This is a genomic window from Bradyrhizobium sp. 139, from assembly GCF_023074175.1.
Taxonomy (GTDB): domain Bacteria; phylum Pseudomonadota; class Alphaproteobacteria; order Rhizobiales; family Xanthobacteraceae; genus Bradyrhizobium.
In genome coordinates, this window is record NZ_JADPKS010000126.1 from 39,285 (window position 1) to 61,608 (window position 22,324).

The following is a 22,324-nucleotide window of genomic DNA, read 5'->3' on the forward strand; positions in this document are numbered from 1 at the left end:
GTTTTGTAGTCTTTGTTTTGCGGGAAGTGTCGCAAGGTCGCCTGCCGCTGGCAAGCATCACTATTTTCCGCGAGGTGAAACACCGAGCCGGGAACCTACACCGCGCCGCCGCAGTACGCGCCCGTCGATCACGAGCAGCGCGCTGGCGATGACCAAGGCGCCGGCGATCTCGTGCACCGAAATCGGCTCACCCAGGACGAGATACCCGAGCAGGATTGCAGTCACGGGAAGGAGGAGCGTCACCAGCGTCACGTTGGTTGCCCCTGAGCGCCGCAGCACCTGGAAAAAGACGAGATACGCGAGCGCGGTCGAGAGGCCAGCGGAGCCGAGCACGGCGAGCCAGGTCGTCATGTCAGGCATCGGCAGGCGCCATGGCCGGTCGAACACGAAGGCCAGCACCGTCATCATGACCGACGATGCGAGCAACTGACATGTCGCCGTCGCAAGCGGCGGTGATTTCGACAGCCAGCGCCGTGCCACCAACGCCGCGAATCCGTAGCTGAGAGCCGCAGCGAGGCAAAGCAGGATCCCGATCCCTTGACCTGTCAGCAGCTCGATTCCAGCCCCCTTCAGAATGATCACGCCGATCAGGCCCACGACGACGCCCGCCGCCCGACGCGCTATCAGCCTCTCCCCTCCGGCAGCAGCCATTACCACGACGGTAAATAACGGTGTGGTAGCGTTGAGGATCGACGCCAGCCCGCTCGAAATGAACAATTGCGCCGTCACGATCAGAGAAAATGGCAGCACATTGTTGAGAAACGCCATGGCGACATACGGCCGCCAACTCGCGACGTCTCCGGGAAGGCTGATCCGATAAAGCCGCAGGAGCGGCAGGAGGAAGGCCGCGCCCAGCGCCACTCGCAGCAGCACCAGCGTCAATGGCGGCAATTCCCTCAAGGCTGCGCTGTTGAAAAAGAACGAGCCGCCCCACAGGATCGAAAGGAAGCCCAACAGCAACCAGTCGCGTGCGTCGATCCTGTTGTCGGTGGGAAGCATGACGTCTCGCATCTGGCGACCAGAGCCGTCGCCTAGCGCGAAGCCATGGAAGTGACCACCCGATTTCCGCAACAGAGCTATACGGCCTATTTCGGCCGCGACACCAGCTCGATCATCTTGCCTTCATCGTCATCAGGCATGATGGTTTTGGCGCGGTCATAGGCCTCGACCGCGGCGCGCGCGACCAATGGCTTGTCGGCCAGCAGGCTCTCCGCGAGCTTCACCGCATAGGCGGCATCCTTGTGCCGCAGCGCCGACGTAAACGTCGCCCCACTGAAGTCGCGGGCGACCATGCGCTTGGAGTGACGCTGCACCTGCGGGCTTGCAGCAACGCCCGCCTGGATCGACTCCAGCACCAGCTTCATGTCGAGCCCGGCCTGCTCGGCGATGGCGAGGCCTTCGGCGAGACCGGCGATCTGGATCGCGCCCATCAGATTGTTGATGAGCTTGTAGACCGTGCCGGAGCCGACCGGCCCGAAATGGCGGATGGTCGAGCCGATCGGCACCAGATAGGGCCGCGCGCGTTCGAGATCGGCCGCATCGGCGCCGGCCAACAGCGTCAGCTTTCCGCTGGCTGCCGCGTCCGGCAATCCCGTCACGGGGCAATCGATGTAGATGAGCCCGCGCCCGTTCAGCTCGCGGCCCATCTCGCGCGCATGATCGTAGGAGACGGTCGAGCATTCGATCGCGATGGTGCCCGCCTTCGCCGTCTTGGCGGCTCCCTCAGGCCCGAGCCAGACCGCGCGCGAGGCTTCGTCATCGGCAACCATGGTCACGACCGCATCGGCATCGATCGCGGCATCCTCTGGCGAGGTCGTCCAATGCGCGCCGCGCGCGATCAGGTCTTCGGCCTTCGCCTTGCTGCGATTCCACAGCGTCACCGTGAAGCCGGCATTGAGATAACGGCCGGCCATGCCGTGGCCCATCCGCCCGAGCCCGATGAACGCAACGCGCGGCATCAGTCGACGTCCTCGATGTCGCCGCCGGTGGTCCCGAAGGCACGCTGCGCCAGCGTCGCGGCCATGAAGTCGTCGAGATCGCCGCCGAGCACGCCGGAAGTGTCGGAGGTCTGCACACCCGTGCGCAAATCCTTCACCATCTGGTAGGGCTGGAGCACGTAGGAGCGGATCTGGTGGCCCCAGCCGATATCGGTCTTGGCAGCCTGGTCGGCGGCAGCCTTCTCTTCGCGCCTCTTCAGCTCCATTTGGTAGAGCCGCGCGCGCAGCATGTCCCAGGCCTGCGCCCGATTCTTGTGCTGGGAGCGGCCGGCCTGGCAGACCACGGCAACGCCGGTCGGAATGTGCGTCAGGCGCACCGCGGATTCGGTCTTGTTGACGTGCTGGCCGCCGGCGCCACCCGAACGCATGGTGTCGGTGCGGACGTCGGATTCCTTGATGTCGATCTTGATGCTGTCATCGATGACGGGGAACACCTGCACGCTCGAAAACGAGGTGTGCCGACGCGCGTTGGAATCGAATGGCGAAATGCGCACCAGGCGATGCACGCCGGCCTCCGTCTTCAGCCAGCCATAGGCATTGTGGCCGGAGACCTGGATGGTGGCGGATTTGATCCCGGCTTCTTCGCCATCGGACTCCTCCAGCACCTCGACCTTGAAGCCATGAGTCTCGGCCCAGCGCGAGTACATGCGCAACAGCATCTGCGCCCAGTCCTGGCTCTCGGTGCCGCCGGCGCCGGCATGCACTTCGAGATAGGAATCGAAACCATCGGCCTCGCCCGAGAGCAGCGCTTCGAGCTCGCGCCGGGCGACTTCCTTTTTCAAGGCTTTCAGTCCGGCTTCGGCTTCCGCGACCACGCCCTCATCGCCCTCGGCCTCACCGAGCTCGATCATGCCGATGTCGTCTTCGAGCTCCTGCTCGACCTTGCCGATGCCTGAGAGCGAATCCTCCAGCGAGGTGCGCTCCTGCATCAGCTTCTGGGCTTTCTGGGGATCGTTCCAGAGATTGGGATCTTCTGCGAGCTTGTTCAGCTCAGCGAGGCGCGCCGTCGATTTCTCGACGTCAAAGATGCCTCCTCAGCAGCCCGACCGACTGCTTGATCTCTTCTACCAACCGTTCGATTTCGGCGCGCATGTCGTTCTCTGGTCTCGCGGAATTGGTCCGCGTGCAATTGAGATGGGATGTAACGGCGGCGGCTGCAAAGCGCAACCGCCGCTGCGAAGAACGCCCCTCTTGTCCTAAGCCTTAGTACAGCCCGCCGGTGCCCGGCCGCATGAAGAAGCCGGAATCCGGCTGCTGCTGCTGCGACGCCGGCATGCGCCCGTCGGCATCGGCGACGCCGATGACCGAGTAATTATCAGGCGGCGCCGTGCCCGGCTTGAAGGCTTCGAGGATGGTGCCGCCGGTCTCGCCGGGACCAGCGCGCATGCCGGTCTTGGCGGCGACACGCACGAGCTTGATTCCGGCCGGGACCTTGAACGGAACTGCGGGCTTGTCGGCGAGCGCGAGCTGGAGGAAGTCGCGTGCGATGGGAGCTGCGAGATGGCCGCCCGTCGCGGCGTTACCCTTGCCGAGCGGGCGCGGCTTATCGTACCCCATGTAGATGGCGACGGCGACATCGGGCGAGAAACCGACGAACCAGGCGTCCTTGGCCTCGTTGGTGGTGCCGGTCTTGCCGGCGATCGGCTTGCCGACCGCCTTGACCACGGTCGCGGTACCGGCCTGGACCACGCCTTCCATCAGCTCGGTGATCTGATAGGCGGTCATGGAATCCAGCACCTGCTCGCGGCGGTCGATCAGCTGCGGCTCGGCCTGGTTCTTCCAGCCACCCGGCGCGTCGCAGCCACGGCATTCGCGCTGGTCGTGCTTGAAGATGGTGTGGCCGTAGCGGTCCTGGATGCGGTCGATCAGGGTCGGCTTCACCCGGCGGCCGCCATTGGCGAGCATCGAATAGGCCGTGACCATGCGCATCGCCGTGGTTTCGCCGGCGCCGAGCGCGTAGGAAAGATAGTTCGGCAGTTCGTCATAGACGCCGAAGCGGCGCGCATATTCGCCGATCAGGGGCATGCCGATATCCTGCGCCAGGCGTACGGTCACGGTGTTCAGCGACTGCCGCAACGCGTTGCGCAGCGTCACTGGCCCCTGGAATTTTCCGGAGGAGAAGTTTTCAGGCCGCCACACGCCGGCGCCCTGGCCCTGGTCGATCTCGATCGGCGCGTCGAGCACCACAGTCGAGGGCGTATAGCCGTTGTCGAGCGCAGCCGAATAGACGATCGGCTTGAACGACGAACCGGGCTGCCGGTAGGCCTGCGTGGCGCGGTTGAACTGGCTCTGGTCGAACGAGAAGCCGCCGACCATCGCGAGCACGCGGCCGGTCCAGGGATCCATCACCACCATCGCGCCGGACACTTCGGGGATCTGGCGCAGCCGGTACTGGCCCTCGACGGGCTGGCCGTCCTTGTAGAGCGGATCGGCATAGATCACGTCGCCGGGCTGAAGCACCTGCGACACGGCAGTCGCCGCCCTGCCCTTCGCAGCCCCCGAGGCCGCCTTTGCCCACTTGATGCCATCGAGCGTGATGAGGCCGGTCTCGCGCTGCTTGCTGACGGCGCCGCCGAGTTCGCGGCTCGGTTGGAAGCCGATTCGCGCCGACTGGTCGCTGGTCTCCAGCACCACCGCCATGCGCCACGGCGAGATGTCGGAGAGCGACTTGATCTCCGCGAGCTTCAAGCCCCAATCGCCCGACGCATCGAGCTTGCTCAGCGCACCGCGATAGCCCTGCTGCTCGTCATAGTTCACGAGGCCTGAGACCATGGTCTTGCGCGCCATGACCTGGATCTTCGGATCGAGCGTGGTGCGGACAGAAAGACCGCCCTCGTAAAGCTTCTTCTCGCCGTAGCGCTCGAAGATGTCGCGGCGGACCTCCTCGGCGAAATATTCGCCGGCGAAAGTGTGGGCGCCGTTGGAACGGCTGGTGACGGCCAGCGGCTCCTTGCGCGCCTTGTCGGCGTCGGCCTGCTTGATCCAGCCGTTCTCCTGGAGACGGTCGACCACGTAATTGCGGCGCTCGATGGCGCGGTCGCGGTTGCGCACCGGATGCAGGGTGGCCGGCATCTTCGGCAGTGCCGCCAGATAAGCGGCTTCCGCCACCGTCAGCTCGTTCACGGATTTGTCGAAATACACCAGCGAAGCAGCCGCGATGCCGTAGGCGCCAAGGCCCAGGTAGATTTCGTTCAGATACAGCTCAAGAATCTTGTCCTTCGAGTAGGTCTTCTCGATGCGCATCGCCAGCAAGGCTTCCTTGATCTTGCGGGCGAAGGAGACCTCGTTGGTCAAAAGGAAGTTCTTGGCGACCTGCTGCGTGATCGTGGAAGCGCCCTGCGGACGCCGGTTCGAGCCGTAATTCTGGATATAGACCACGCCGGCGCGTGCCATGCCGGTGTAATCGATGCCGCCATGTTCGTAGAAATTCTTGTCCTCGGCCGCGAGGAAGGCGTTGATCACGAGCTTCGGTACCGCCTGGATCGGCAGGTACAGCCGCCGCTCCTTGGCGTATTCGCCGAGCAGCGAGCCGTCGACCGCGTGCACGCGGGTCATCACCGGCGGCTCGTAATCCTGAAGCTGAGAGTAGTCCGGCAAGTCCTTGGAGAAGTGCCAGATCAGGCCTGCCACGGCCCCGACACCGACAAGGAACAACACCGTTCCCGCGGCGAACAGGAAGCCCATGAACCGCACCAGCAAGCGCATTATGTGTTTATCCGTTCAAACTCTGGTCAGCTCAAGATTAGCTCAAGACACCCAAAACAGGCGCCAAAATCACGTCGCGAATTTACCGGCCTACTCAATTGCTTCAGTGCCGGACCTAAGACGCTTGCCGAACGGGATTCTCGCCGATTCCGGAACCCCCTGCGGCGTTTTTATAAAGCGCCCGCTGTGGCCAAACTAGGGCTTTTGCGGCGGCCCAGAAAAACCCTTCTCAATTCGACGACCCGGCGGTCGCCATCCGTTTGGCCAGGAACCCGTCGATCGCCTGCGCCATCGAGCCCACGGCGCGGGATCGCCAGCCCTCGGACACCAGATGCTCGAGGTCGCCTTTGTTGGAGACATAGCCGATCTCGACCAGCACCGACGGAACATCCGGCGCCTTCAGGACCCGGAAGCCGGCTGATTTCAGCGGATGCTTATGCATCCGCACGGTCGACTTCATTTCGCCCATCAAGAAGCGGGCAAAACGGCTTGAAAAGGTGCGAGTTTCCCGCTGGGTAAGGTCGATCAGAATGTCGGCGACGTCGGTCGGCTCCTCCGCAAGGTTGAAACCGGCGATCGCATCCGCTCGGTTTTCCGCATCCGCCAGTCGCTGCGCCTCGGCGTCGGAGGCCTTGTCGGACAGCGTGTAAATGGTCGCGCCCTGCGCATCGCCCTCGGCGCGCGGCAACGCGTCGGCGTGGATCGAGACGAACAAGGCCGCCTTGAGCCCGCGGGCGACTTTGACCCGATCGTTGAGCGGAATGAAGGTGTCGTCGTCCCGTGTCATCACGACCCGGTATTTGCCGGTCTTTTCCAGCCGATCGCGCAGCGCCAGGCCAAAGGCCAGCACCAGGCTCTTCTCGCTCTCGCCGCCCGACTGCGTGCCGTTGTCGATGCCGCCATGGCCGGGATCGATCACGACAATCGGGCGGCCGTCGGCCTTCTGCTGCGCGGCTTCCGGAGCTGCGGCGGCCGGAACTGTTGCGGGCGCGTCGGCGATGGCGGGCCGCAGTTCGGGGCGATTCTCAGGGGCGAGCGATTGCACGAAGGCGCTACGGTCGACCTCCTCCAGCTCGAGCACGAGCCGGGCCGGCTGGCCATTGGCGGCGTCCAGCACATAGGAATTGGCGATCTTGGCCGGGCCCGTCAGGTCGAACACGATTCGCGAGCCGCCGGGCATGACCAGCCCATAGCGGAAGGCCTTGACCAGTCCCCGCCCCCCCGTCCCGGTGCCCGCGGGCAGTTGAAAATTGACTTGGGGCACGTCGACCACCACCCGGTACGGGTCCGCGAGCGTGACGGCGCGGAAGGTGACGGTCTGATCGATGTCGAGGATGAAGCGGGTCTGCTTGCCGTCGCCGGCCAGCCGAGCGGCCGAGGCGATCGGAAAATTTGCTACCGCAGCAGTGGGTTGTGCCTGACTTTCCGCCGCGCTCAGGCGCCAGGAATCAGCACACACCAATGCTGCGGCGCACAGCAGCACGCATCCCAGCAAAACCCTTTGATGTGTGCGGCTCGCCACCGATGCCGTGCCTCCGAGCAGCTCTTTTAACGCAATAGAACCACAGGGTTAATCGATCCTTAATGACGGACACGCGAAACTTGCCGACTGTGACCGCCCTGCGACGCTCCCTTGCACGGTCGGCCCATTCCACGTATGTACGGAATGCTGACGGCCGATATTTCCGGTTGTGTCGCATTCAGCCTCCCGGTGCAGCGCCGGAACTCTCAAGGTTTGGGAATTCCAGCGTTTTCCGTTCCCCTCAAAGACCAGCGCGGTGCGCGGCAGCGAGGTGGAGCGGGTTAAGCCCCGGTGGCGGACGGTCCCTGGTTACCACCGCGTTTCCGGGACGGTTTTGACAGCGACGTGACCCGTTACCCGGTCCCTTAATCCCAAGGGAGCGGTTCGTAATCTCCAAGGCGAGCGCGCTCGCGCCATGCCTGGCCAGCAGCAACTGATTGAGGGGCGGCCCCGCCGCCCAATGTTTCATACGGGCCGACGCTTGATGCGCCAGACTGTGCCGACGAATTCTGAAGGACCATTCGCGACGCTGCGGAGTGACAATCCCGCGCGCCGCTTCGGCCCTCCAGCTTCCGATTCGGCAAGGCGCGAGAGACGGCGTTTCGGCCTTCCCCTCACCCCCGAATCAGGTGGACCGTCGCGTCACCCGGCAGCGCAGATAGCGCCCACGGTGAATCGCGCCCGCCGCCGCCAAGAGTTAAGACATGCCCAACAAGATGTTGATCGATGCCACCCACCCGGAGGAGACCCGGGTCGTCGTGGTCCGCGGCAATCGCGTCGAAGAGTTTGATTTCGAGACCGCGCAACGCAAGCAACTGCGCGGGAATATCTACCTCGCCAAGGTCACCCGGGTGGAGCCTTCGCTCCAGGCCGCCTTCGTCGAATATGGCGGCAACCGCCACGGCTTTCTCGCCTTCAGCGAAATCCATCCCGACTACTACCAGATCCCGGTCGCCGACCGGCAGGCGCTGATCGAGGCCGAGGAGCAGGCTCATCGCGAGGCCGAGGAAGAGAGCGAGAATCGCTCCCACGGCCGTCGCCGCTCGCGCCATCGCAACGCCCGCCGCCGTGGTCATGGCGAACGCGTCCGGAGCAACATCGTCGAAGGCGTTGCTGGCGCCGATCCCGCGGCCCAGCCGGTCGAGGACGACGTCCTTGCGGAGCACATCGAGGGCGCCCTGCACGAGGGTGAGAATCTGCACGCAGACGCTGAGCATCACGGCGAGCACGAAGCCCATGATCACCATGAACATGATCACCATGAACATGGACAAGACGATCATCACCACGCCCATGATGACGATCACCATCACACGCACGATCATGATGACCATGGCCATGAAAGCGGGCACGAACATCACGACCATGACCACGCCGGCGAAACCCCCGCGCCCGTCGCAGCCGTTGGCGCCGAACCCGTGGTCGCCGCCGAGCCGCAGGAGCCCGCCTCCTCCGAAGCGCATGCAGAGGCTCTGGCCGAAGCCGTGACCGCCGCCGCTGAACCGGCCGACGCCGTGTACGCGGCCGGCGAAAGCGCCGAGGCCCGGCATCACGAGTCCACCGAAGTCGAGGAAGACGACGAGGACGACGAAGAGGATGAAGAAGGCGAAGAGGAAATCGTCGAATCCGTCGGCGGCGACGACGTGCTTGAGGAAGTGCCGGAGCGCACGTTCCGCCCGCGCCGCCAGTACAAGATCCAGGAAGTCATCAAGCGCCGCCAGGTGATGCTGGTGCAGGTCGTCAAGGAAGAGCGCGGCAACAAGGGTGCGGCGCTGACGACCTATCTGTCGCTCGCCGGCCGCTACGCCGTGTTGATGCCGAACACCGCGCGCGGCGGCGGCATCAGCCGCAAGATCACGAGCGCCCAGGACCGTTCGCGCCTGAAGGAAGTGGTGCAGGATCTCGACGTGCCCGAAGGCATGGGCATCATCCTGCGCACCGCGGGCGCTGCCCGCACCAAGCCCGAGATCAAGCGCGACTTCGAATATCTGATCCGGATGTGGGAGACGGTGCGCGACCTGACGCTGAAGTCGCAGGCCCCGACGCTGGTCTACGAAGAAGGCTCGCTGATCAAGCGCTCGCTGCGCGACCTCTACAACAAGGAGATCGACGAGATCTCGGTCGCCGGTGAATCCGGCTACCGCGAAGCGCGCGATTTCATGAAGATGCTGATGCCCGCCAATGTCAGTGCGGTGAAGCAGTATCGCGACGGGCAACCGCTGTTCTCGCGCATGGGCGTCGAAAGCCAGCTGGATGCGATGTTCTCGCCGACCGTGCAGCTGCGCTCCGGCGGCTATATCGTCATCAACCAGACCGAAGCGCTGGTCTCGATCGACGTCAACTCCGGCCGTTCGACCCGCGAGCACCACATCGAGGACACCGCGCTCAAGACCAATCTGGAAGCGTCCGAAGAGGTCGCCCGCCAGCTCCGCCTGCGCGACCTCGCCGGCCTGATCGTCATCGACTTCATCGACATGGACGAGAAGCGCAACAACCGTGCAGTCGAGCGCAAGCTGTCCGATTGCCTCCGGCAGGATCGCGCCCGCATCCAGGTCGGTCGCATCTCGCATTTCGGCCTGCTCGAGATGTCGCGCCAGCGCATCCGCGCCAGCGTGCTGGAATCCTCGACCGATCCCTGCCCGCATTGCGGCGGCACCGGCCATGTCCGCTCGGTGTCTTCGGTTGCGCTGCAGCTGCTGCGCGGCCTCGAAGAGATCCTGATGAAGGGCGCGACCCACAATCTCGTGGTCCGCACCCGCACCGACGTCGCGCTCTATGTGCTGAACCACAAGCGCGGCCATCTGCGCGACCTCGAGAACGGCTTCAAGGTCACGCTGTCCGTCATCGCCGACCCCAGCGTCAGCGGACCGCAGGCCTATCTGATCGACCGCGGCGAGCAGGTGCATACGCTGGAAGCCGCCAAGGCGCTGCTGATGGCACAGGCTGCCGCAAGCCCGCCGCCTGTGGCCGAAGAGGCGTTTGACGGCGAGGAGTTCGATCCGGAGTTGGAATCCGAGGTCGAGACCGAGGAGACCGAAGGTCTCGCCGAGGAGCAGCCTGCCGGCGAAGCCGTCTCCGAGCAAGACGGCCAGCGCCGCAAGCGCCGCCGTCGCCGGCGCAGCCGCGGGGGCCAGCGCGACGGCGAGTTGCGCGAGGACGGTGCTCCGACGTCGCCCGAAGCGACCGTGGCGGCTAGTGAAGGTGAAGAGGACGCCGAGTCCGAGCAGGACGGCGAGGAAGGCGAGGACCAGGCAGCCCGCGGCGAGCAGCAGGGCAGCGCCGATCGCCGCCGCCGGCGGGGTCGTCGTGGTGGACGCCGCCGTCGCGGTGGCAACGAGGAAGGTCTCGCCGGCTCCATCGGCGACGAGCTCGCAGCCAATGCTCCGTCGGAAGCCACGGACGCCGTCGCCGATTTCGACAGCCTTGGCAGCGAGGCTGCGCCCTCGATCGCGCAGGCCGAACACACCACCGAGCCTCAGGTCAGCCAGCCCGAGCCGCGCGCCGAGGTGCAGATTGAGGCGCCGGCCCAGCCTGAGCCCGCTCCTGCTGCCGCGGAAGAAGAGCCCGCCGACGACAAGGCTGCGCGCCGTCGCTCCACGGTCCGGGAAAAGGTGAGCTTCCCGTCGAGCAGCCAGAGCGAGCCCGCGGCGCAGGCACCCGACCCGGTTGCTCCGCCCGTGCCGGCTCCGGAGCCCACGCCGGAAGCGGCAAGAGAAACGTCGGCACCGCGGCGTGCCGGCTGGTGGTCGCGGCGCTTCGGCGGCGGCGAATAAAACGGAAATCCAGTTGAAACCGCCCGGTCAAACCGGGCGGTTTTGATTTGGCGAGGTCACCTCTGATGCGAAGTGCAATTGTTCTCGGCGGCGGCATGGTGGGCGTGGGCGCGGCGCTGCATTTGCAGCGGCGCGGCTGGACCGTCACCCTCGTCGATCGCAGGGAGCCGGGCCGCGAGACCAGCTACGGCAATGCCGGAATGATCCAGGCGGAAGCCGTGCGGCCCTATCCGATGCCGCGTGACCTCGCCACACTGTTGAAGATCGCGACCGGCCGCACCAACGACGTACGCTACAGCCTGTCGTCGCTTCACCTCCATGTCGAGCCGCTGCTTCGCTATTGGTGGCATTCGGCGCCGAAGCGGCATCGCGAAGCGATCGAGGCATGGGCGCGCCTGATCGCCTACGCGACGGGCGAGCACGACGTCCTCATTCGCGAGGCCCATGCCGACAATCTCATCCGCCGCGCCGGCTATCGCATGCTGCATCGCGACGCCGCCTCCTTCGACCTCGCGGTCAAGACCGCGGAGGAAGACCAGCGCGAATTCGGTGTGAACTTTCGCGTGCTGTCAGGCAGCGAGCTCGCCAAGGCCGAGCCGATCCTGCGCGACGATCTGCCTGGCGCCATCCATTGGCTCGACACCTGGACCGTGTCCGATCCCGGCGCGCTGGTCACGGCCTATGCTGATTTGTTCGAGCGCCTCGGCGGCACCCTTTTGCTTGGTGATGCCCAGACCTTGCAGCAGACCGCGACGGGCTGGTCGGTCGATACCGACAACGGACGCATCGACGCCGCCGCAGCCGTCGTGACGCTCGGGCCGTGGTCGCCCGATCTCCTGCATAAGTTCGGCTATCGCATCCCGCTGGTGCGCAAGCGCGGCTACCACATGCATTACAGCGGCGGCGCTTCACTCGATCTGCCGCTGGTCGACAAGGGCGGCGGCTACGCCATGGGGCCGATGGCCAAGGGCATCCGCATCACCACGGGTGCCGAGCTGACCGGCCCGGACGCGCTCGCAACACCGGTGCAGCTCGCCAGCGCCGAAGCCTCCGCACGCGAGCTGATCGACCTCGGCAGGCGCGTCGAGCCGGATCCATGGTTCGGCACGAGACCCTGCACGCCCGACATGCTCCCGGTGCTCGGTCCCGCTCCGCGTCACCCCGGCCTCTGGATGAATTTCGGCCACGGTCACCAGGGCTTTACGCTCGGGCCCGCGACAGGCCGCCTGCTCGCCGAGATGATGAGCGGCGAGACACCGGCGATCGATCCCGCGCCGTATCGGCCTGAGCGCTTTTAGCTCTCGGCCTTCGCGGCAAGCATCGCGATCCTCGCACTCGCGCAGCCAGCGCCCGTGTCGGCGAACAGCCGCGTTGCCCACGATGCCGCCCGCTCCTTCGAAGTCAGATGCGGGTTACACGCACGAGCCGGCAAAATCCGTCAGTCAGCTCGCTCGCTGAGCAGCTTTTTGATCCGTTCGGCATCTTCAGGCGTCGCCGGGTTGTGGACGAGCATGCTGAGATCAGCGCGGCCCTCGACATTGAAGCTCGAATATTCGAACGACATGGTGCCGTGAACGGGGTGCCGCAGCCGCTTGGTGCCGTCGCCATGATGGCGCACGTCGTTATCACCCCAAAGCGCCGCGAATTCGGGGCTGAGCCGACAGAGTTCGTCGACGAACTCCGCGACATGCGAGACCGCGCCGGCGCGCGCCGCATCCGCCCGGAAGGCCGCGACCACGAAGCGGGCCACGCTGTCCCAGTCGTATTGCGCGGCGCGCACGTGCGGTTCGCAGAAGAGCAGCCGCAGGATGTTGCGCCGTTCCGGCGCGAGCTTTGCGTAGTCGGTCAGCACGATTGTTGCCGCGCGATTCCATGCCACCACATCCCACGTCGCGGTCCTGATGATGGCCGGGCTGGTCTCGAGCGCGTCCAGCACGCGCTGCAGCCGTGGTGAGACATCCTCGCCGGTCCGGTAGCGCACCTCAGGCGGGCGGCCGAGCCCGATCAGAAACAGATGCTCGCGCTCGACATCGGTCAGCATCAAGGCGTGCGCGATGCGGTCGAGCACGTTGGCTGACGGCGCCCCGCCGCGGCCCTGTTCGAGCCACGTGTACCAGGTCGGGCTGATATTTGCGCGCTGCGCCACCTCCTCCCGGCGCAGTCCGGGCGTACGCCTGCGGCTGCCACTGAGGCCGAACGCTGCGGCATCGAGCCGGCTGCGGCGGTGCTTCAGAAAGGCCCCGAGCCGGTTTTCAGCGGCGGCTGTTTCGCTCATCCTGTTAGCCATTATACCCTGATAATGTCACTACTTTACCCGGATAATCCTAGCGCAGATCGTTGTCTCCACCAACTTTGGAGACTGCTCATGCGTGTATTCGTCACTGGTGCCACCGGCTTCGTCGGCTCCGCCGTCGTTCGGGACCTGATCGCCGCCGGCCACCGCGTCACCGGCCTTGCCCGCTCCGATGCGGGAGCCGCAGCGCTCGCTGCGATGGGAGCCGACATCCATCGGGGGTCGCTGGAGGATCATGCGTCCTTGCGCAGCGGTGCGGCCGCCTCCGACGGCGTGCTGCACCTCGGCTTCAACCACGATTTCTCGAAATTCCTGGAGAATTGCGAGCTGGACCGCCGCGCAATCCTGGCATTAGGCGAGGAGCTCAAGGGCTCCGACCGCCCTCTCATCGTCACCTCCGGCGTCGCCCTGCTCGCGCCCGGACGCCTCGCGACCGAGGACGATTTATCGGCGCACCGCTTTCCGCGCGTGTCGGAATCGACCGCGCTGTCGCTGGCCGGCGTCCGCGCAACCGTGGTCCGGCTTCCGCCGTCCACGCATGGCGAAGGCGATCACGGCTTCGTGCCCATCCTCATCAATCTCGCGCGCGAAAAGGGCGTGGCGGCCTATATCGGCGACGGCAGCAACCGCTGGCCGGCCGCGCACCGCTTCGATGCCGCGCGCGTCTACCGGCTCGCGCTGGAGCAAGGCGCCACCGCAAAGCACTATCACGCGATCGCGGAGGAAGGTGTGCCGTTCAAGGCGATTGCGGACGTGATCGGCCGACGGCTCGGCGTACCCGTCGTCTCGAAATCACCGGAGCAAGCGACCGAGCATTTTGGCTGGTTCGCGCAATTCGCAGGTGTCGACGTTCCGACCTCGAGCGCGAAGACGCGCGCTACTCTCGGCTGGACGCCGAAAGAAATAGGGCTGATCGAGGATCTCGACCAGCCCTATTATTTCAAGACCTGACGGCGCTCTGCGCCGCAGGGCCCAGCTTGCAGATCAGTCCGTCGTGACCGCCGTTTCCATGTCCGTCGGATCGATCTGCCTGGCGAGGTTGGCGTTGAGCTTGTCGCGGTCGAGCTCACCTTCCCACCAGGCGACGATCACGCAGGCAACGCCGTTGCCACAGAGATTGGTCAGCGCGCGGCACTCGCTCATGAATTTATCGATTCCGAGCACGATAGCCATGCCCGGCACGAGGCGCGGGTCGACCACCGCAAGCGTCGCCGCGAGCGTGATGAAGCCCGCGCCGGTGATGCCGGAGGCGCCCTTCGAGGTCAGCATCGCCACCACCAGAATGGTGAGCTGCTGGCCGAAGGAGAGATCGAAGCCGAGCGCCTGCGCGATGAACAGCGTCGCCAGCGTCATGTAGATGTTGGTGCCGTCGAGGTTGAACGAGTAGCCCGTGGGCACCACGAGCCCGACCACCGATTTGGAGCAGCCGAGGCGCTCGAGCTTCTCCATCAAGGAGGGCAGCGCGCTTTCCGAGGACGAGGTGCCGAGCACGATCAGCAGCTCGTCCTTGATGTAGGCGAGGAACTTGAAGATGGAGAACCCGGCGAAGCGCGCGATGATCCCGAGCACGACGAACACGAACAGCGCCGCGGTCAAATAGAACGTCGCGATCAGGCCGATCAGGTTGAGGATCGCTCCGGTGCCGAACTTGCCGATGGTGTAGGCCATCGCGCCGAAGGCGCCGATCGGCGCCGCGCGCATCACGATGGAGATGACTCCGAACACCGCATGCGCGGCGTCGTCGATGAAGCTGCGGATGGTGTGGCCGCGCTCGCCGAGCCCCATGATCGCGAAGCCGAACAGCACCGAGAACAGCAGCACCTGGAGGATCTCGCCCTGCGCGAAGGCGCCGACGACGGTGTCCGGAATGATGTGCAGGACGAAGTCGACCGACTTCTGGCCGGCGGCCTGCTTGGCGTAATTGGCAACGGCGGCCTCGTTTGCCGCGGCATTGCCGAAGCCTGCGCCTGGCTTCACCAGGTTGCCGATGATGAGCCCGATCACAAGGGCGAAAGTGGAGACGATCTCGAAATAGACCAGCGCCTTGACGCCGATGCGGCCGACCTTCTTGGCGTCCTGGATATGCGCGATGCCAGAGACCACGGTGCAGAAGATGATCGGCGCGATCACCATCTTGATCAGCTTGATGAAGCCGTCCCCGAGCGCCTTGATCCATTCGTTGGTGGCGACCGTCGGCCAGAGCCAGCCGACGATGGCGCCGAGCACGATGGCGATCAGCACCTGGACGTAGAGGACCTTGTACCACGGCTTGGCGGCGGTCGGCGCGACCGGCGCCCCCGCCATCGTTGTCGTCGTCATCGTTTCATTCCCCCGCAAACGCAGAGCCAGCCAAGATCAACTTGGCCGGCTCTGTCAATTGGAACTGCTCGTTATTGCGCGCTTTACCGGCGACGATCGATGATCCGGCGGGCCGCCGGCATCAGCGTCGCGCCCAGTGCGTTCTTGACCAGCGAGGCCGCGATGAACGGCATCAGGCCGATCTGCCACGCCTTGGACATTCCGAGGCCGAGGCCGAAGGCCAGCCAGCCGAAACCGGCGGCCAGAATGACGACGTGGCCGACGGCCATCGCCGTAAACAGCAGCACCACACTGCGATCCCAGCCGCGCTCGGCGAGCCAGCCACTGACAAAGGCGCCGCCAACGAAGCCGAACAGATAGCCTGCGGTCGGGCCGACCAGCGGCGCAATTCCACCGACGGGGCCGGCGAATACCGGCAACCCCATCGCACCTTCGACGAGGTAAGCGACCATGGTTGCGCTGCCAAGGCGCCAGCCATAGGCGGCGCCGATCATCAGCACGACCAGCGTCTGCAAGGTCATGGGCACGTAAGGCAGCGGCAGGTTCACCTTGGCCGACAGCGCCATCAAGGCGGTGCCGAGCGCGACCAGCACGACGGCGCGCAAGGCGCCGACGCTTTCACCCGGCCGGGTCGGCCACATCAATGCGGCGAGAGGAGAATGCAGGTTGGTGGCGGACGGAAGGGAACGGTCAGACAAGTTGAACTCCGCAAGGCTGTTTTCGAAACGGCTGTCGAAAACTGGCGGCTATTTAAGCCAGTGAGCGATCCGGTCAACTGCCTCCCGCATCTCATCTGCCGAGCGCGCGTAGGAGAGCCGTATGAACGAACGACCATGGATGGGATCGAAATCGAGGCCCGGCGTGGCCGCAACGTGCGCCTGCTCCAGCATCTGCTTGGCGAAGTCGAAACTGTCCGAGGTGAAGTCCGAGACGTCCGCATAGAGATAGAATGCGCCGTCGGCAGGCAGGAACTTGCTCAAGCCTGCCTTGGGCAGTCCCTCGATCAGGATGCGCCGGTTTTCCTGATAGCCGTGCTTGATCTCCTCCATCTCGGCCGCACCGTCGAAGGCGGCTTCGGCTGCGATCTGCGACAGCGCCGGTACCGAGATCGAGAGGTTCTGCTGGAGCCGTTCGATCGGCCGCACCAGGATTTCCGGCACGACCATCCAGCCGACGCGCCAGCCCGTCATGCAAAAATACTTCGAGAACGAGTTGATCACGAGTGCGTGCTCCGAGAGCGACGCCGCCGTCACCGCTGGAAACGCGTAGTCGAGCCCGTGATAGATCTCGTCGGAGATGAAGCGGATGCCGGCGTCTTCCGCCGCCGCGATCAGGCCAGCGAGCGCCTCGCGGGACATCATCGTTCCTGTCGGATTGGCCGGGCTGCCGACCAGCACGCCCTTCAGCGGCGCCTTGCGATGGGCGGCCAGCAGCGCCCCGCCGGTCAGCGCATGGCGCGTCTCGTGCGTGGTCTCGATCAACACCGGCTCGCAGCCGAGCGCGGTGAGGATATGACGATATGGCGGATAACCCGGCACCGTCACGGCGACGCGGTCACCGGGCTCGAACATCGACAGGAAGGCCAGGATGAAGCCGCCGGAGGAGCCTGTCGTCACCACGATCCGCTCGGGGCTGACATCACAGCCATAGGCATCGCGATAATGGCGCGCGATGCGTCCGCGCAATGAGGGGATGCCGAGTGCGGAGGTATAATCGATCCGCCCCGCCTCGAGCGCCGCCTGCGCGGCCACAATCGCGGTCTTTGGGGCACCGGTTGCGGGCTGGCCGACCTCCATGTGGATGACATGGCCGCCTGCCGCCTCGATCCGGGCCGCGGCGGCCATCACGTCCATCACCATGAATGCGGGAACATCACTGCGGCGGGAGGGCTCGAGCCACTGCCCCAACCGGTTCCTCAATGTCGCATCGTGCATGAATTTCTGCTATTTCGCTGGCGGATCGGTCCGTCCGGTCCGGAAAACGGGGCGCTTGCGCCCCAGACTGGCCGCATTGTACGGCTCATAAGGGGTACGGCTCATAAGGGCATATCGCGTATACGGCCCGCCGCCAATCGCCAAAAATCCAATCCCGAAACTGCTTGATCAAGACCGTTTGACCCGGACCGCCTGATGTTGCTCCAGATCGTATTGCGCAAGAAGGCCTCCGCCCTCACCGCCCTCGTCACGGCCGCGGCGATCGCGCTGTTGCCGATGCCGGCAGCGCAAGCGCAGAAGGGCCCGCCGGTGCTGCGCGACACCGAGACCGAGCAGCTCCTGCGCGAATATACGCGCCCGATCCTGCGCGCCGCCGGTCTGGAGAAGCAGAACATCCAGATGGTGATCGTCAACGAGGGCTCCTTCAACGCGTTCGTTGCGGACGGCCGCCGCATCTTCGTCAATTACGGCGCGATCCTCCAGTCGGAGACGCCGAACCAGATCATCGGCGTGCTCGCGCACGAGACCGGGCATCTGGCCGGCGGCCATCTGTCCAAGCTGCGCGAACAGCTCGCCAACGCCCAGACCCAGATGATCATCGCCATGCTGCTCGGCGCCGGCGCGATCGCCGTGGGCAGCACCCGCAGCAGCAGCGCCGGCAACAACGGGCTCGCCAATGCCGGCGCGGCCGCCATCGCCGGACCGCAGGAGATGATCCGCCGCACGCTATTGTCCTACCAGCGCCAACAGGAGGAGAACGCCGACCGGGCCGGGGTGAAATTCCTGACCGCGACCCAGCAATCGCCGAAGGGCATGTACGAGACCTTCAAGCGCTTCACCAGCGAGAGCCTGTTCGCGGCGCGCGGCGCCGATCCCTATCTGCAGTCGCACCCGATGCCCGCCGAACGCGTCGCGGCGCTCCAGGAATTCGCCAGCTCCAGCCCCTATTGGGACAAGAAGGACGATCCCGCGCTCCAGCTCCGCCACGATATGGTGCGCGCCAAGATTTCCGCATTCATGGAGCGGCCGGAGACGGTCTACCGCCGCTACCCCCAGACGAACGACAGCATGCCGGCGCGCTACGCCCGCGCCATCAGCACCTATCTGCACGGCGATTTGCGCAGTGCGCTGGCCCAGATCGACGCGCTGATCCAGGTCCAGCCGAACAACCCGTATTTTTACGAGGTGCGAGGCCAGGCCCTGTTGGAGGGCGGCAAGCCGGCCGAGGCGATCCCTGCCCTGCGCAAGGCGGTGCAGCTTTCGAACAGCGCGCCCCTCATCGAGATGTTACTTGGGCAGGCTCTGGTTGGGTCCGATAATAAGGCCTACACGGACGATGCCGTTCGGATTCTCCGGGCCGCGGTGGCACGGGAACCGGAGGCTGCGCTCGGCTACATGCAGCTCGCGATGGCCTATGGCCGGAAGGGAGACTATGCCGAGGCGGATCTGGCGTCGGCACAGGCCGCTTATCTGCGCGGCGACAACAAGACCGCCCGCGAGCTCGCCACGCGCGCGAAAACCCGTTTCGCCGTCGGCACGCCCGGATGGGTCAAGGCCGACGATATCGTGGCGGCCAAGCCGCCCCGCAACTAACGCGACCAAGACGACGCCCGACACCACGACGTCACGACACCGAGTTCAAGTCCGCCGGGACGTTTTCCGAAACCAGCTTTCGATAAGAGGATCTGCCTATGCCTTCGCTGCGCCTGCTTGCTCCCGCGCTGTTTGCGCTCGCCCTGTTCGGCACAGCCGCGCCGGCGTCGGCCGACAGCTTCTCCGATGCCCAGCGCACCGATCTCGAGGCGATCATCAAGAACTATCTCGTCACCCATCCCGAGGTGCTCGAGGAAGCGATGACCGAGCTCACCAAGCGCCAGGCCGCGGCCGAAACGCAAAAGCACGAGGCGAGCATCGCGCAGAACTCCGCTGCGATCTTCAACTCGCCGCGCCAGGTCGTGCTCGGCAACAAGGACGGCGACGTCACCTTCGTCGAGTTCTTCGACTACAATTGCGGCTACTGCAAGCGCGCAATGGGTGACATGCTCGACCTCATGAAGTCCGATCCGAAGCTGAAGGTCGTGCTGAAGGAGTTTCCGGTGCTGAGCCAGGGCTCGGTCGAAGCAGCGCAGGTCGCGGTCGCCGTGCGCATGCAGGATCCCTCCGGCAAGAAGTATCTCGACTTCCATCAGAAGCTGCTCGGCGGCCGTGGCGCCGCCGACAAGGCGCGCGCGCTTCAAGCGGCCAAGGAAGCCGGCCTCGACACCGCTAGAATCGAGAAGGACATCGGCAGCGCCGAGGTGCGCGCCACCATCGAAGAGAACTTCAAGCTCGCCGAAGCGATGGGCATGAACGGCACGCCGAGCTACGTGATCGGCAAGCAGATCGTGATCGGCGCGGTCGGTGTCGAAGGCCTGAAGGAAAAGATCGGCATTGCCCGCTGCGGCAAGGCGACCTGCTGATCTCGCGTTTCACAACTTGCGCATGCGACGAGGCCGGCTGAAAAGCCGGCCTTTTTGTTGACCGAAGCTCTGCTTCGTTAACCGAGGTCTGCGCGAATTCCGGCGCGAATTCGGCGCGCGCATTCATCTCGCGTTTAGGAAACAAATGCCGCGGAACCGCTGACGTTCCGGAACAACTCAAATCTCCTTTCGTTGATGGCGCGGGCAATGACGCAGAGAAAACACCTGAGGAGAATTCGATGTCTAACCGCTTTATGATCTCGGTTGCCGCACTCGCCCTTGTCGCGGGCACCGGTCTGGCGAACGCACAGGGCACCATGAACCGCGACAGCGGTGGCGGCGCCGGTGGTGCGCAGATGCAGCATTCGCAGCCTTCTGGCGAGCGTAGTGGTTCCATGGGCAAGCAAGAGTCCATGGACAAGCAAGACAGGCATGACAAGGGAACGGTCGGTCAGGCCGGCGGCATGAAGGATCAGCCGGGCGCTCACGACAAGTCAACTCAGTCCGACAAGATGAACAAGGACCAGCCGGGAGCGACGCGTGAGAAGTCGACGCAGTCGGAGAAGTCGTCGACGGTCGGCCAGAGCCCGCGGAGCGACGAGAAGTCCAAGGGTAGCATGAGCAAGGAAACCGAGACCAAGGGCAGCAAGGACATGAAGGCCCAAGGTCAGGAAGACCGCAGCGGCATGAACGCGCCGGGCCACCAGGGTTCGCAAAGCCAGACCCAGACCCAGACCGGGACCGAGCGGTCGCAGACGACGACCGGCCAGGCTGGCGCGGCCGCCAAGCTCTCGACCGAGCAGCGCACGCAGATCACCTCGGTGATCCGCGAGGAGAAGGTGGCGCCCGCGACCAATGTGAACTTCAACATTTCGGTCGGCACGCGCGTGCCGCGCGAGGGTATCGAGTTGCACGCCCTGCCGTCGCGTGTCGTGACGATCTATCCGGAGTGGCGCACCTACAAGTACGTCCTCGTCAAGGACGAGATCGTGATCATCAATCCGGACACCTACGAGATCGTGGCGGTCCTGAACGTCTAAGGCCAGATCACGGCAACCTCAGGGGGCGGGCAGCGATGCCCGCCCTTTGCCGTTCGGCCGCCAGCCACCCTTCGGACTGGTTAACAAGCAATTTCCGTAGTTTGCGCACAGGTTTTTGCAGGCCGGATGAGCTGCCTGAAGCCCCTTGGGAGGTCCTTCAAGGCTTCCCCTCACGCCCTTTGTTACCTATAACCCCCGCCACGCCGAAGCACCTCTTGCGGGATTGGAATGGCCGAACCAGCAACCGACACGATCCTCGTTCTCAACGGGCCGAACCTCAACATGCTGGGGACGCGCGAGCCGGAGAAGTACGGCCACGCGACGCTGGCCGACGTCGAGGCGCTGTGCGGGCAGACGGCGGCGACGTACGGCCTCAAGGCCGACTGCCGGCAGTCCAACCGCGAGGGCGAACTGATCGACTTCATCCACGAAGCTCACGCCCGCAAGATGAAGGGCATCATCATCAATGCCGGCGGTTATTCGCACACCTCGATCGCGCTGCACGACGCGCTGCTCGCGGTCCAGATCCCGACGGTCGAAGTTCACGTGACCAACATCCACGCCCGCGAGAGTTTCCGTCACCACTCCTACACCGCGCGCGCGGCCTTCGCCTCGCTCTGCGGTTTCGGCGTCGAGGGCTACCGCCTCGCCATCCAGGGCCTTGCTGCCAAGCTCGGCATCAAGCCCAAAGCCTGACGCTCCCTCTTCACACAGAACATTCGGATCAAAGAACATGGCGCGCCAGCCAGACGACAAAGCAGCCGCAAAGTTTTCCAGCGAGGATTCCGCGCTCGTCCGCGAGCTCGCTTTGTTGCTCGATGAGACCAGCCTCACCGAGATCGAAATCGAACGTGCCGGCCTTCGCCTGCGCGTCGCCCGCAACATCAGCGTCGCCGCGACCATGCCGATGCAGATGGCAGCCGCCCCCGCCCTGTCGGCGGCCGCAGCTGCCGCCGCGCCGGCTGCTGCCGCGGCCGACCTGTCGAAGCACCCCGGCGCCGTGATCTCGCCGATGGTCGGCACCGCCTATTGGGCGCCGGAGCCCGGCGCCAAGCCGTTCATCGAGGTTGGCAGCAAGGTCTCGGTCGGCCAGACGTTGCTGATCATCGAAGCCATGAAGACCATGAACCAGATCCCCTCGCCGCGCGCCGGCACGGTGACGCAGATCCTGATCGAAGACGGCCAGCCGGTCGAGTATGGCGAGCCGCTCGTCATCATTGAGTAACGGCCAGGGGCGGCCAGCCGCCCTCGCCGCTTTCCGCGCGCCATTCGTCCCTTAAGG

18 protein-coding genes are annotated in these 22,324 nt (G+C 65.1%); 8 read left to right on the forward strand and 10 right to left on the reverse strand.

All coding sequences use genetic code 11. The annotated features are described in order from the left end of the window. Window positions 1-60 precede the first annotated feature (60 nt). The 6 genes from IVA80_RS28610 to IVA80_RS38715 form a co-directional block, all read right to left on the reverse strand. Window positions 61-999 (reverse strand): DMT family transporter, encoded by a 939-nt coding sequence (locus IVA80_RS28610; RefSeq protein ID WP_247437887.1) that lies wholly within the window; start codon window positions 997-999, stop codon window positions 61-63. An 86-nt stretch (window positions 1,000-1,085) separates the two neighbouring features. Further along, window positions 1,086-1,958 carry an NAD(P)-dependent oxidoreductase gene (locus IVA80_RS28615; protein WP_247437888.1) on the reverse strand — a complete coding sequence of 291 codons (873 nt, stop codon included), beginning with the start codon at window positions 1,956-1,958 and terminating at the stop codon, window positions 1,086-1,088. Next, window positions 1,958-3,089 (reverse strand): peptide chain release factor 2 gene (prfB, locus tag IVA80_RS28620; RefSeq protein WP_247437889.1). Its coding sequence is split into 2 segments (ribosomal slippage): window positions 1,958-3,019 and window positions 3,021-3,089, totalling 1,131 coding nucleotides; the frame shifts between segments, so codons are not numbered across the junction. The genes IVA80_RS28615 and prfB overlap by 1 nt, the downstream gene beginning before the upstream one ends. 111 nt (window positions 3,090-3,200) lie before the next feature. Beyond that, entirely contained in the window at window positions 3,201-5,702 is a 2,502-nt protein-coding gene (locus IVA80_RS28625) for a penicillin-binding protein 1A (RefSeq protein WP_247437890.1), read from the reverse strand. Window positions 5,703-5,931: 229 nt separating this feature from the next. Next, on the reverse strand, window positions 5,932-7,224 hold the full coding sequence (locus IVA80_RS28630; RefSeq protein ID WP_247437892.1) for an N-acetylmuramoyl-L-alanine amidase: 1,293 nt from the start codon (window positions 7,222-7,224) through the stop codon (window positions 5,932-5,934). Between the two features lie 614 nt (window positions 7,225-7,838). Continuing rightward, the gene (locus IVA80_RS38715) at window positions 7,839-8,774 is read right to left on the reverse strand and encodes a hypothetical protein (RefSeq protein WP_346348028.1); all 936 of its coding nucleotides are present in this window, start codon (window positions 8,772-8,774) and stop codon (window positions 7,839-7,841) included. On the opposite strand from IVA80_RS38715, the gene IVA80_RS28635 reads away from it, so the two are divergent. After that, window positions 8,739-10,997 carry a ribonuclease E/G gene (locus IVA80_RS28635; RefSeq protein ID WP_346348029.1) on the forward strand — a complete coding sequence of 753 codons (2,259 nt, stop codon included), beginning with the start codon at window positions 8,739-8,741 and terminating at the stop codon, window positions 10,995-10,997. The two genes, IVA80_RS38715 and IVA80_RS28635, sit on opposite strands and share 36 nt — an antisense overlap. 65 nt (window positions 10,998-11,062) lie before the next feature. Further along, the gene (locus IVA80_RS28640; RefSeq protein WP_247437897.1) at window positions 11,063-12,295 is read left to right on the forward strand and encodes an FAD-dependent oxidoreductase; all 1,233 of its coding nucleotides are present in this window, start codon (window positions 11,063-11,065) and stop codon (window positions 12,293-12,295) included. A 140-nt stretch (window positions 12,296-12,435) separates the two neighbouring features. Here the strand turns inward: IVA80_RS28640 and IVA80_RS28645 are convergent, their stop codons facing one another. Next, the gene (locus IVA80_RS28645) at window positions 12,436-13,272 is read right to left on the reverse strand and encodes a helix-turn-helix transcriptional regulator (RefSeq protein ID WP_247437899.1); all 837 of its coding nucleotides are present in this window, start codon (window positions 13,270-13,272) and stop codon (window positions 12,436-12,438) included. A gap of 90 nt (window positions 13,273-13,362) precedes the next feature. Between IVA80_RS28645 and IVA80_RS28650 the strand changes: the two genes are divergently transcribed. Next, a complete protein-coding gene (locus IVA80_RS28650; protein ID WP_247437900.1) occupies window positions 13,363-14,241 on the forward strand; it encodes an SDR family oxidoreductase in 879 nt (292 codons plus the stop codon). A 33-nt stretch (window positions 14,242-14,274) separates the two neighbouring features. Here the strand turns inward: IVA80_RS28650 and IVA80_RS28655 are convergent, their stop codons facing one another. From IVA80_RS28655 to IVA80_RS28665, 3 genes are all read right to left on the reverse strand, one after another. Beyond that, window positions 14,275-15,609, reverse strand: a complete 1,335-nt coding sequence (locus IVA80_RS28655) for a dicarboxylate/amino acid:cation symporter (protein ID WP_247437902.1) — start codon at window positions 15,607-15,609, stop codon at window positions 14,275-14,277. An 83-nt stretch (window positions 15,610-15,692) separates the two neighbouring features. Beyond that, complete coding sequence (locus tag IVA80_RS28660; protein ID WP_247438002.1) at window positions 15,693-16,250, reverse strand: biotin transporter BioY; 558 nt, start codon at window positions 16,248-16,250, stop codon at window positions 15,693-15,695. Between the two features lie 105 nt (window positions 16,251-16,355). Then, the gene (locus IVA80_RS28665; protein WP_247437903.1) at window positions 16,356-17,543 is read right to left on the reverse strand and encodes an aminotransferase class I/II-fold pyridoxal phosphate-dependent enzyme; all 1,188 of its coding nucleotides are present in this window, start codon (window positions 17,541-17,543) and stop codon (window positions 16,356-16,358) included. Window positions 17,544-17,738: 195 nt separating this feature from the next. Between IVA80_RS28665 and IVA80_RS28670 the strand changes: the two genes are divergently transcribed. The 5 genes from IVA80_RS28670 (at window position 17,739) to accB (ending at window position 22,267) form a co-directional block, all read left to right on the forward strand. Next, window positions 17,739-19,136, forward strand: coding sequence for a M48 family metalloprotease (locus tag IVA80_RS28670; protein WP_247437904.1), 1,398 nt, complete (start codon window positions 17,739-17,741; stop codon window positions 19,134-19,136). A gap of 98 nt (window positions 19,137-19,234) precedes the next feature. After that, complete coding sequence (locus IVA80_RS28675) at window positions 19,235-20,002, forward strand: DsbA family protein (RefSeq protein WP_247437905.1); 768 nt, start codon at window positions 19,235-19,237, stop codon at window positions 20,000-20,002. Between the two features lie 239 nt (window positions 20,003-20,241). Beyond that, window positions 20,242-21,042 (forward strand): DUF1236 domain-containing protein, encoded by an 801-nt coding sequence (locus IVA80_RS28680; protein WP_247437906.1) that lies wholly within the window; start codon window positions 20,242-20,244, stop codon window positions 21,040-21,042. 228 nt (window positions 21,043-21,270) lie between these two features. Then, window positions 21,271-21,738, forward strand: coding sequence for a type II 3-dehydroquinate dehydratase (aroQ, locus tag IVA80_RS28685; RefSeq protein WP_247437908.1), 468 nt, complete (start codon window positions 21,271-21,273; stop codon window positions 21,736-21,738). 37 nt (window positions 21,739-21,775) lie between these two features. Beyond that, window positions 21,776-22,267: an acetyl-CoA carboxylase biotin carboxyl carrier protein gene (gene accB, locus IVA80_RS28690; RefSeq protein ID WP_247437910.1), complete on the forward strand. Its 492-nt coding sequence runs from the start codon at window positions 21,776-21,778 to the stop codon at window positions 22,265-22,267. Window positions 22,268-22,324: the final 57 nt, after the last annotated feature.